The 10,720-nt window shown below is 60.4% G+C and carries 11 protein-coding genes and 1 riboswitch; of the genes, 6 read left to right on the forward strand and 5 right to left on the reverse strand.

Going from position 1 to position 10,720, the window contains the following annotated elements:
• Window positions 1–103: 103 nt before the first annotated feature.
• Window positions 104–1,513, reverse strand: coding sequence for an adenosylhomocysteinase (ahcY, locus tag QMX91_RS24600; RefSeq protein ID WP_096795737.1), 1,410 nt, complete (start codon window positions 1,511–1,513; stop codon window positions 104–106).
• Window positions 1,514–1,536: 23 nt separating this feature from the next.
• A riboswitch (S-adenosyl-L-homocysteine riboswitch) is annotated at window positions 1,537–1,635 on the reverse strand.
• Window positions 1,636–1,831: 196 nt separating this feature from the next.
• On the opposite strand from ahcY, the gene QMX91_RS24605 reads away from it, so the two are divergent.
• Both QMX91_RS24605 and QMX91_RS24610 read left to right on the forward strand, forming a co-directional pair.
• A complete protein-coding gene (locus tag QMX91_RS24605; protein ID WP_095137509.1) occupies window positions 1,832–2,239 on the forward strand; it encodes a hotdog domain-containing protein in 408 nt (135 codons plus the stop codon).
• A 175-nt stretch (window positions 2,240–2,414) separates the two neighbouring features.
• On the forward strand, window positions 2,415–3,311 hold the full coding sequence (locus tag QMX91_RS24610) for a formate/nitrite transporter family protein (protein ID WP_223006953.1): 897 nt from the start codon (window positions 2,415–2,417) through the stop codon (window positions 3,309–3,311).
• Between the two features lie 2 nt (window positions 3,312–3,313).
• Here the strand turns inward: QMX91_RS24610 and QMX91_RS24615 are convergent, their stop codons facing one another.
• Window positions 3,314–4,603: a cation:dicarboxylase symporter family transporter gene (locus QMX91_RS24615; RefSeq protein WP_245223408.1), complete on the reverse strand. Its 1,290-nt coding sequence runs from the start codon at window positions 4,601–4,603 to the stop codon at window positions 3,314–3,316.
• A 39-nt stretch (window positions 4,604–4,642) separates the two neighbouring features.
• The gene (locus tag QMX91_RS24620) at window positions 4,643–5,056 is read right to left on the reverse strand and encodes a VOC family protein (RefSeq protein WP_282413520.1); all 414 of its coding nucleotides are present in this window, start codon (window positions 5,054–5,056) and stop codon (window positions 4,643–4,645) included.
• Between the two features lie 91 nt (window positions 5,057–5,147).
• Between QMX91_RS24620 and QMX91_RS24625 the strand changes: the two genes are divergently transcribed.
• Complete coding sequence (locus QMX91_RS24625; RefSeq protein ID WP_282413521.1) at window positions 5,148–6,011, forward strand: LysR family transcriptional regulator; 864 nt, start codon at window positions 5,148–5,150, stop codon at window positions 6,009–6,011.
• Between the two features lie 30 nt (window positions 6,012–6,041).
• Here QMX91_RS24625 and QMX91_RS24630 read toward each other — a convergent pair whose 3' ends face one another.
• On the reverse strand, window positions 6,042–7,304 hold the full coding sequence (locus tag QMX91_RS24630; RefSeq protein WP_098966029.1) for a sodium:proton antiporter: 1,263 nt from the start codon (window positions 7,302–7,304) through the stop codon (window positions 6,042–6,044).
• Window positions 7,305–7,460: 156 nt separating this feature from the next.
• On the opposite strand from QMX91_RS24630, the gene QMX91_RS24635 reads away from it, so the two are divergent.
• Both QMX91_RS24635 and QMX91_RS24640 read left to right on the forward strand, forming a co-directional pair.
• On the forward strand, window positions 7,461–8,294 hold the full coding sequence (locus QMX91_RS24635; RefSeq protein ID WP_223006949.1) for an EamA family transporter: 834 nt from the start codon (window positions 7,461–7,463) through the stop codon (window positions 8,292–8,294).
• 39 nt (window positions 8,295–8,333) lie between these two features.
• Window positions 8,334–8,717, forward strand: coding sequence for an MAPEG family protein (locus QMX91_RS24640; protein ID WP_027610617.1), 384 nt, complete (start codon window positions 8,334–8,336; stop codon window positions 8,715–8,717).
• A 140-nt stretch (window positions 8,718–8,857) separates the two neighbouring features.
• On the opposite strand, the gene QMX91_RS24645 is transcribed toward QMX91_RS24640, so the two are convergent.
• Window positions 8,858–10,042, reverse strand: coding sequence for an MltA domain-containing protein (locus QMX91_RS24645; RefSeq protein WP_282413522.1), 1,185 nt, complete (start codon window positions 10,040–10,042; stop codon window positions 8,858–8,860).
• Between the two features lie 128 nt (window positions 10,043–10,170).
• Here QMX91_RS24645 and QMX91_RS24650 point away from each other — a divergent pair, with 128 nt between their 5' ends.
• Window positions 10,171–10,620, forward strand: coding sequence for a cytochrome c (locus QMX91_RS24650; protein WP_027610619.1), 450 nt, complete (start codon window positions 10,171–10,173; stop codon window positions 10,618–10,620).
• Window positions 10,621–10,720 lie beyond the last annotated feature (100 nt).

Here is a 10,720-nt window from a genome sequence, read left to right on the forward strand (position 1 = left end):
GGCTTGCTCGCGAAAGCGGCGGGTCAGGCAACATCAATGCTGAATGACAGACCGCTTTCGCGAGCAAGCCCGCTCCCACAGGGAGAGCAGGCCGCCGCGTCAATCAGTAGCGGTAAGCGTGCGGCTTGAACGGGCCTTCGACGGTCACGCCGATGTAGTCAGCCTGTTGCTTGGTCAGTTGAGTGACCACGCCGCCGAAGCCGCGCACCATTTCCAGGGCCACTTCTTCGTCGAGTTTCTTCGGCAGTACTTCAACGGTCAGACGCTCGGCTTTCTCGGCTGGCGACAGGTCGGCGTACTTCTGGCCGAACAGGAAGATCTGCGCCAGTACCTGGTTGGCGAACGAACCGTCCATGATGCGGCTCGGGTGACCAGTGGCGTTGCCCAGGTTCACCAGACGGCCTTCGGCCAGCAGGATCAGGTAGTCGTCGTTCTGCGCGTCGAAAGCGCCCGGGCCGGTACGGTGGATCTTGTGTACCTGTGGCTTCACTTCTTCCCATGCCCAGTTCTTGCGCATGAAAGCGGTGTCGATTTCGTTGTCGAAGTGACCGATGTTGCAGACAACAGCGCGCTTCTTCAGGGCTTTGAGCATGTTCGCGTCGCAAACATTGACGTTACCGGTGGTGGTCACGATCAGGTCGATCTTGCCCAGCAGCGCTTTGTCGATGCTCGCTTCGGTGCCGTCGTTGATCCCGTCGATGAACGGCGAAACCAGTTCGAAACCGTCCATGCAGGCCTGCATGGCGCAGATCGGGTCAACTTCGGAAACCTTGACGATCATGCCTTCCTGACGCAGGGACTGGGCCGAACCCTTACCCACGTCACCGTAACCGATGACCAGCGCTTGCTTGCCGGACAGCAGGTGGTCGGTGCCGCGCTTGATCGCATCGTTCAGGCTGTGACGGCAGCCGTACTTGTTGTCGTTCTTGGACTTGGTCACCGAGTCGTTGACGTTGATCGCCGGGATCTTCAGCTCGCCCTTGGCCAGCATGTCCAGCAGGCGGTGAACGCCGGTGGTGGTTTCTTCGGTCACGCCGTGAACGCGATCCAGTACTTGTGGGTACTTGTCGTGCAGCAGCTGAGTCAGGTCGCCGCCGTCGTCGAGGATCATGTTGGCGTCCCATGGCTGGCCATCTTTCAGGATGGTCTGCTCCAGGCACCACTCGTACTCTTCTTCAGTCTCGCCTTTCCAGGCGAAAACCGGGATGCCGGCAGCGGCGATGGACGCAGCGGCCTGATCCTGAGTCGAGAAGATGTTGCAGGACGACCAGCGTACTTCGGCACCCAGGGCAACCAGGGTTTCGATCAGCACGGCAGTCTGAATGGTCATGTGGATGCAGCCGAGGATTTTCGCGCCCTTGAGCGGCTGCTCGGAGGCGTACTTGCGGCGCAGACCCATCAGGGCCGGCATTTCCGACTCGGCGATGATGGTTTCGCGACGGCCCCAGGCAGCCAGGGACATATCGGCAACTTTGTAATCGTTAAAATCTGCAGGCGTGATAACAGCGCTCATGAAGAGCCTCCATTCGTAATGTATGCGAATGGGCGCCGTTGTGCGTTTAGTGTCCGGCCGTGGCCAGTCAACGCCCCATCCGAGCCTGACAGGTTGATCCTGCTGCAGCGCCCCTCGGACAGGTGGCGGGAAAACGGTAGCAGGTGAACGTTACCGTTTTGAAACGGGGGCGATTATAGCCGTCTAGACTGATCTTCCAAAGGGTTTCTGTCGGCCAGATGAAGATCGCTAATAGCGACCATAGTAGAAGGCTCATGGAGCATGACCGTCCGGTCTGCCAAGATGGCGCCATCTTTCGGCAAACGCTCAGGAGTGAATATGAATTTCCACACCCGCAAATGGGTAAAACCCGAAGACCTCAACCCCAATGGCACCCTGTTCGGCGGCAGCCTGCTGCGCTGGATCGACGAAGAAGCGGCGATTTACGCGATCGTCCAGTTGGGCAATCAGCGCGTGGTGACCAAGTACATTTCCGAGATCAACTTCGTCAGCGCCTCGCGCCAGGGCGACATCATCGAACTGGGCATCACCGCCACCGAGTTCGGCCGCACCTCGATCACCCTGACCTGCGAGGTTCGCAACAAGATCACCCGCAAGAGCATCCTCACGGTCGAGAAGATGGTCTTCGTCAACCTCGGCGAAGACGGCCTGCCGGCGCCGCACGGTCGCACCGAGATCAAGTACGTCAAAGACCAGTTCAAGGAAGATGAACTGGTCAGCAACTAACATCGGCGGCGCGCCCTTCGCGAGCAAGCCCGCTCCCACATGGATTGCGTTGTACCTGTGGGAGCGGGCTTGCTCGCGAATGCGGTTGTTCAGCCAGCGAAGAATCATCTGGCCACTGAACAGCCATGAACCGCCGGGGTCGTAGGTAAACACCACCCCCCACGGTTCCCGCGCCATGAGCAACCCTACAGACGGCAAGACCCCCAACCTCTCGACCGATGAACAACACGAAGTCGAGAAAAACCAGCCGCCCCGCGCGGCGGTTCTGCATGAAATCATCCGCACTCAAGGTGATCAGGAACTGGAGCGCAGCATTGCCGCGCTGTGGTGGTCGGCGCTCGCCGCCGGGCTGACCATGGGCCTGTCGCTGATGGGCATGGGCCTGCTCAATTCGCGTCTGCCCGAGGGCGAGGAATTCAAGGTGATCGCCAGTTTCGGCTACTGCGCCGGTTTCCTCGCGGTGATTCTCGCCCGCCAGCAATTGTTCACCGAAAACACCCTGACCGCCGTTCTACCGGTGATGACCAAACCGACCCTGAAAAACTTCGGCCGGCTGATCCGCCTGTGGGGCGTGGTCCTGTTCGGCAATTTGTGCGGGACGATTCTGGTGGCGTACGTGATGCTCGAGCTGCCGATCTTCGACACCAAGACTGATCACGCCTTCCTTGAAATCGGCCGCAAGGTCATGGAAAACCACGCCAGTCAGATGTTCGCCAAGGGCATCGTCTCAGGCTGGATGATCGCCACCATGGTCTGGATGATCCCGTCCATGGAGAGCGCGAAGATGTGGATCATCATCCTCATCACCTACCTGATGGCGCTGGGCGACTTCACCCACATCGTGGTCGGTTCGGCGGAAGTGTCGTATCTGGTGTTTGCCGGCGAGCTGCCGTGGAGTGATTTCTGGATGGTGTTTGCCGGGCCCACGCTGGCGGGGAATATCATCGGCGGCAGTTTCATCTTCGCCCTGATCAGCCATGCGCAGATCCGCAGCGAAAGCGGGGCGCCCAAGACGGATAAACCGAACTCCGGCAAACCCCGCGAAGATGAATCCGACAGCAAGCCCCGATAGTTTCAGGCCTTGAACGGCGGGCTGACCGGTTCTGTCGTCGGTTCGCTTTCAGGTGCCTTGAGCTGTCCCTCCCAGCGCGCTATGACCAGCGGTGCCAGTGCATTGCCCAACACGTTGAGCGCGGTGACCGGCATGTCCATCAAGCGGTAGACGCCGGCGATGATTGCCACGCCTTCCACTGGCAAACCGGCGGTGGTCAGGGTCGCTGTGAGGATGATGAACATGAAACCCGGCACTCCCGCCGCGCCCTTTGACGTCAACACCATGATCAGCACCAGCATGGCCTGATCCGCCAGACCCAGATCAATCCCGTACGCCTGGGCGATAAACAGCGTGCCCAGTCCCGCGAACAGCGAGGCGCCATCAAGGTTGAACGAGTACCCCAGTGGAATGACCATGCTGGTGATCGGGCGCGGAGCGCCATACTTCTCCATTTTCTCGATCAGTTGTGGCATCACCGTGGCCGACGCAGCACTGCTGTAAGCCAGTATCAATTCACTGCGTATTTCCCGAATCAGGTGGAAAAAGCGAATGCCGGCCATCCGCGCCACCAGCCCCAGCACGCCCAACGCGAAGAGCAACACCGCGACGTAAGTGATTCCGATCAGCTTCGCCAGCGGCAGTAATGCACTGAGGCCGAAGCTGGCCACGGTGACCCCGATCAGGCCGAAGATGCCGATGGGTGAATAGTGCATGACCAGATGCGTGACCTTGAACATGGTGTCCGATACCGCCTGAATCACGGCGATCAATGGCGCCTTCTGCGGCTCGGGCAGCATCGACAGGGCACAGCCGAACAGGATCGCGAAAAACAGTACTGAGAGCAGCTTGCCCTGGGACATGGCCAGGACGATGTTGTCCGGCACGATGTTCACCAGAGTTCGGCCCAGGTTCTGTGTTTCTCCCGTATTCGCCAGACCAATGGCCGGTGATTGCAGGGTGCTGCTGAAGTCCGCGCCGGCGCCGGGCTGAAAAACATTGCCGACGATCAGTCCGAAGACGATGGCAATGCTGGTGATGGTAAAGAAATAAACCAGCGTCTTTATCCCGACCCGGCCCAATGCCCTGGTGCTGCCTGCCCCGGCGATGCCGACGACCATGCACGCAAAGACCAACGGTACAACGATCATTTTCATCAGCCTGATGAACAGGTCACCGGCCGGTTGCAGCAGATTGTCGATGAACCAGATCTTGTGTTCGGGAAACTGGTTGAGAAGGATGCCGACGATTATTCCGGCTGCCAGCCCGAGCATGATGCGGGTGACCAGACTGGTGGGTTTCCTGGTAGTCATGATGTGCCCCTTTTGTTGTTGTGTTTGTTGGGGTGAAGCTCAGTGTGCGAAGAGACCGTCGAAGTCCTTGAAACCCTTGACCTCGATCGGATTGCCGCTGGGATCGAGAAAGAACATCGTGCGCTGCTCGCCGGGTTCGCCGGCGAAGCGGATCACCGGAGGGATTTCAAACGTTGTGCCGAGGCGGCTCAAACGATCGGCCAGCTCCAGCCACTCCTCCAGCGGCAGGACGATGCCAATGTGGGGCATCAATACTTTGTGATCGCCAACCTGGCCGGTACGGGTCGTGGTGAAGGGCGTGCCCAGGTGAAGCGAGAGCTGATTGCCGAAAAAGTCGAAGTCGACCCATGTCTCGGTACTGCGGCCTTCGGTGCAGCCCAACACATCTCGATAAAAAGTCCGCGCCTGTTCCAGGTCGCAAACATGGTATGCAGCGTGAAAAGGTCTGTTCATATGATGTCCCCAAGTGAAGGAGCGCTCAGGGTAAACAGACCGTGCGGCGGGGCATAACGACTTCGCCTTGTTCTGAGCGAAAGGAAAACTTATGGATGTACGGTTTCTGAAAAGTCTGGTGGCGGTGGTCGAGACCGGTTCGATTGCGGCAGCGGCACGGCGCGAGAGTCGCACTGCGGCGGCTATCAGTCAGCGCGTCCAGGCGCTCGAGAGATTGCTGGGTTGCACGTTACTGCTGCGTACCGCGCACGCAGCCAGGCCCTCGGACCAGTGCCTGCTGATTCTGCCGAAGATCAGGGCGATCATCGAATTGGCCCAGGATCTACAGAGCGATCTGCATCCCGATGGGTTGGCCGGTGAGCTGACAATCGGTGCAATTTCCACAGCGCTGACCGGCGTGTTACCCACCTTGATCGAACGATTGGCGCTTGCAGCACCTGATTTGAAGCTGAAGATCACCCCGGGTGACTCGAAAAGTCTTTACGAGAAGGTGCTTGCAGGGGAGTTGGACGCAGCGATTCTGGTCAGGCCTCCATTCCAGCCGCCCAAGGCATTGGCACTGGTCGTACTCAAGGTAGAGCCGCTGATTCTGGTGGCTCCAGCCGCGTACGCCGGGCAGTCGCTGGAAACGCTGTTGCGCATTCATCCGTTCATTCGTTATGACGCACGCTCGTGGGGTGGGCAGATTGCTCAGCGCTACCTCGATGAACAGGCCATCGAGCCCAACGTGCTGTGCGAACTGGATGCGCTGGAAACGATCGTCATGCTGGTCGCGCAGGGGATGGGGGTATCGCTGGTGCCGCAGTGGGCCGGGATGAGGCTGGAAGGGATGTACGTGTTACCGGTCGAGGACGGGCAGCGTCATGCGCGCGAGTTGGTGGTGATGCATGGCTCGACGCCGCACCGCCCATCGGCGATGCGACATCTGCTTGATTTGCTGTGCGGTCCCTCGTGAAGGGCTTCACGACGGCGCTGCGGTGATACGTCAGTGTGCGGGTTCGGCCGCTGTGGCCGGCTCGTCACGGGTGGCGTGCTTGACCAGCTTGCCGATGGTCAGGCCCTGCAACAGGATCGACGACAGCACCACGATGTAGGTGATGCTCAGCAGCAGATCGCGCTCCGGACCCAGCGGCAGGGCCAGCGCCAGTGCCACCGAGACGCCGCCGCGCAAACCGCCCCAGGTCAGAATGCGAATGGTGCCGCGCGGCACCGTGCGCCAGCGCCGCAGCAGGACAATGGCCGGGGCCACGGTGAGCAGGCGCGACAGCAGAATCGCCAGCGCCAGCAAACTGGCCGCCGCCACGTGCGCCCAGTTGAACGGCAGCAACAACAGCTCCATGCCGATCAGTGCGAACAGCAGGGCGTTAAGCATGTCATCGAGCAACTCCCAGAAGCCGTCGAGGTACTTGCGGGTCATGTCGTTCATCGCCAGGTTGCGCCCCAGGTTGCCGATGATCAGACCGGCGACCACCATCGCAATCGGTGCCGAGACGTGGAGCTCGGTGGCCATCGCCGAACCGCCGATCACCAGCGCCAGGGTCAGCATCACCGTGATCTGATGCTGCTGGACGCTCTTGATCATCCGGTACACCCCATAACCGATCAGCCCGCCGAACAGCACACCGCCAATGGCTTCGTGCACGAACAGCATGGCCGTGGCGCTGAGGGTCGGCGTCTCACCCAGTTGGGCGATGCCCAGCAGCACGGTGAACACCACCACCGCAGTGCCGTCATTGAACAGCGACTCGCCGACGATGGTGGTTTTCAGCGGCTTCGAGGCATTGGCGGTACGCAGTACGCCGAGCACTGCGATCGGGTCGGTCGGCGAAATCAGCGCGCCGAACAGCAGGCAGTAGAGGAAGCTCACGTGCCAGCCGAACAGGGCAAAAATGTAATAGGCGAGGCTGCCGATCACGGCGGTGGCAATCAGCACACCGAAAGTGGCCAACAGGCCGATCGGCCAGCGGTAGCTGCGCAGGTCGTTGAGGTTGACGTGCAGGGCGCCGGCGAACAGCAGGAACGACAGCATCCAGTTCATCAGCAGATCGCCGAAGTCGATCTGGCCGATCAGTTGCTGCACGCGCTCTTCGAGGCCGGGATAGCCGAGCACGCTCAGGCCTTGCAGCAATAGGGAGAACATCAGCGCGGTGACCATCACGCCGATGGTCGGCGGCAGGCCGATGAAGCGGTAATTGACGAAGGTGAGAAGGGTGGTGAGGCAGATAAAAGCGGCGACAAGTTCTAGCATCCGGGCTCCATTGGATGGGGGTGGAAAGACAGCGCCCCGATTCTTCGGTGCAAAGGTTGGATGGGCTGTTTCGGGGTGGGGACACAATCATGCCTCCCTCGGTTGGTCAGCCGCAGACATTGGTGTAGGGTCAACAAAAAAATCAAGGAGTGGAACGTGGCGGCGACAGTTCTGGTGTTAATGGCGGCGCTGTTGCATGCGACGTGGAATACCCTGATCAAGTTCAGTGCCGAACGGTTGCTGGTGGTGGCGTGCATGGACACGGTGGCGCTGCTGTTCGTGGCGCTGGCATTTCCATTCATCAGCCTGCCGCCGGTGGAAATCTGGCCGTGGATTCTGGCTTCGGCGGCGTTCGAGCTGTTGTATCGCTATCTGCTGATTCAAGCTTATCGGGTCGGCGACCTCGGGTTGGTCTACCCGCTGATGCGTGGCTTGTCGCCGTTGGTGGTGCTGGCGCTGACCCTGATCTTCGCCGGCGAAGTGCTCACCACGCAGCAGATCCTCGGGATCATGCTGATTCCGCTGGGCATGGCTTGCTTGCTCTGGCAGGGCGGTGGTGGCAAACATCTCCCTTGGTCGATGCTACCGGTGGTGGCGCTGATCGGCTTGTGCATCGGTTGCTACACCTACATCGATGGTCAGGCCTTGCGGCGCTGGTCGCATCCACTGGATTACCTGGTCTGGGTCACGCTGCTCAGCGCTTGGCCGTTTCCGTTGCTGGCGTGGGTGGCGAAGCGCCCGGCATTTCTGGTGTTCTGGCGCGAGCAGTGGAAGCTGGGGCTGGCGGTCGGGTTCTGCGTGTTGTTCAGCTACGCTCTGGTGCTGTGGGCGATGCAGTTGGGCTCGATTGCCGAGGCGGCGGCCTTGCGTGAGATCAGCGTGATTCTGGTGGTGCTGTTCGGCATGCGCTACCTGAAAGAACCTTTCGGCAGGCCGCGGCTCTTAGCCTGTGGGCTGGTGCTGATCGGCATGTTGGTGATGAAGTTCTGACGGCCCGCAACTCTCTATCACTCGAAGAAGGACGGCTTTATGACGGTGGCTCTGTGGTGTGTGTTGATCGCGATTTTCCTGCCGTATGTGTGCACGATCGTGGCCAAGGTCTCAGGCGGTTTCAGGCTCAGTGACAATCATGATCCTCGGGATTTTCTCGATAGCGTGGGCGGCGTCGCCCGACGGGCGCATGCGGCGCAGTTGAACAGTTTCGAGGTGATGCCGGCGTTTGCGGCAGCGGTGATCGTTGCCCATCTGGTGGGCACGGCGCAGCTGGTGACAGTGAATGTGCTGGCGGTGCTGTTTATCACCAGTCGCCTGCTGTACATCATCTGCTACCTGGCGGATTGGGCGATCTTACGGTCGCTGGTGTGGTTTGTCGGGATGGGGCTGATTGCTGCGTTCTTCTTTGTGTCGGTTTGAATCTCGGGTGTTGCTGCCGGCCTCTTCGCGAGCAAGCCCGCTCCCACAGGTATCAATGGCGAGCACAAATCCTGTGTACACCAAAGAACCCTGTGGGAGCGGGCTTGCCCGCGAAGGCGGTAGCTCTGGCGCCGAGGCGCTTAAGGTTTGTCCTTCACCGTATCGGCGACTTGAGGCACTTGCGGCAACGCCACACCTTTAGGCCAGAGCATCCAGATCTGCCCCTGCTGCTTCATGTCCCCGGCCAGTTGCCCGGCAGCATCGCCGGTGCCCCAGAACAGATCCGCACGCACCTCGCCGGCAATCGCGCCACCGGTGTCCTGCGCCGCGACCGGGCGAACCAAAGCGCTGCCGTCCGGGCGGGTGGTCGACAGCCACAGCAGGCTGCCCAACGGAATCACCTTGCGATCCACCGCTGCGCTGTAGCCGGCGGTCAGCGGCACATTGAGCGAGCCGCGTGGGCCTTCGTTGCTGTCCGGGTTGCGGGTGAAGAACACGTAGCTCGGGTTGCTGCCCAGCAGTTCCGGGATGCGCGACGGGTTGGCCTTGGCCCAGTTGCTGATCGCGCTCATGGTCACGTCTTCTTTCTTCAGCTCGCCTTGCTCGACCAGCCAGCGACCGATCGGCCGGTACGGATGGCCGTTCTGGTCGGCGTAGGCGATGCGCAGTTGTTTGCCATCCGGCGTCTGAATCCGCCCCGAGCCCTGGATCTGCAAAAACTGCAGGTTCATTGGATCGGTCAGGTACGCCACTACCGGCGCTTTGACGCCTTTGGACTCGATGGTCGCCGCGTCGTCATACGGCTTGACCACTCGGCCTTCGAGACGGCCACGCAGGCGCTTGCCCTTGAGTTCCGGGTAAATGCTGTCCAGCGAGACGATGATCATGTCTTCCGGCACGCCGTACACCGGCACGTTCGCCACCTCGGTGGGCGTCAGGCTGCCGGGGTAGACCGGTTCGTAGTAACCGGTGATCAGACCGTTGGGGTTGTCATGCTCGGCGCGCAGTCCGAACACGTCGAGGTTCTGCTTGAGGAACGCGCGAATCTCGTTGGCGCTTTGCGGCACGTTGGCGGCTGCCGCGCAGGTGCCGCCCCAGACCGGATCAGCCTTGAGTCGGGTGCAGGCGCTGCGCCATGAACCGAAACCGGTGACCAGATCGCTGTCGGACACCGCCGGCAAGGCTTCCCAAGTGGCGCTGGAATAAGTGGCCAAGGCATGGGTTTTCGGTTTGGCAGTGTCGCCACCCGTACAGCCGGCAAGGATTGCCAGCAGTGGCAGGGTTGCGATCAGTGGGTGACGCCAGGCCTTGAAACGGCTGTTCATGGAGTGATTCCTGTGCCGGTTGCCCAAGTGCTCCATGCGCTCCGGCAACCCGTATTTTTAATAGGGCTATTGGTGTTTGTCGGCGACGCGAGGATACTGGCCGCCGAATTCCGTGACCTGAAGCCACCATGACTCTTAAAAGAATTTCTGTTGTATTGCTGGCCTGTCTGACCTTGTCCGCCTGTGGCGGCGTCGATCCGAATTCTCCGCTGGGGCAACGCAAGGCGATCTTCAAACAAATGCTCAAGACCGGCGAAGACCTGGGCGGCATGTTGCGTGGACGTATTCCGTTCGACGGGCCGAAATTCGCCGAAGGCGCGGTGAAGCTCGATGCGTTGTCGCATGAACCGTGGAAGCATTTCCCGCAGGTTCGTGAAGAAGATCACACCAGCGCCAAGGATGATGTCTGGCTGCGTCAGGCCCGCTTTCAGGAATTGGCCCGTAACCTTGAGGCGGCCACCGGTGAACTGGTGATCGCCAGCAAGGTTCAGCCGTACAAGGCCAGTAACCTCGGGCCTGCGGTGCAGAAAGTTGAAGATGCCTGCAGCGCTTGCCATAAAGAGTTTCGCGATCATTGATTTCTGTTGTTTGAGCTGACGCCTTCGCGAGCAAGCCCGCTCCCACACTGGATCTGTGTCGTTCACAAATCAAATGTGGGAGCGGGCGTGCTCGCGAAGA

Origin of the sequence: Pseudomonas sp. PS01299, assembly GCF_029960145.1 — a bacterium.
GTDB lineage: Bacteria > Pseudomonadota > Gammaproteobacteria > Pseudomonadales > Pseudomonadaceae > Aquipseudomonas > Aquipseudomonas putida_A.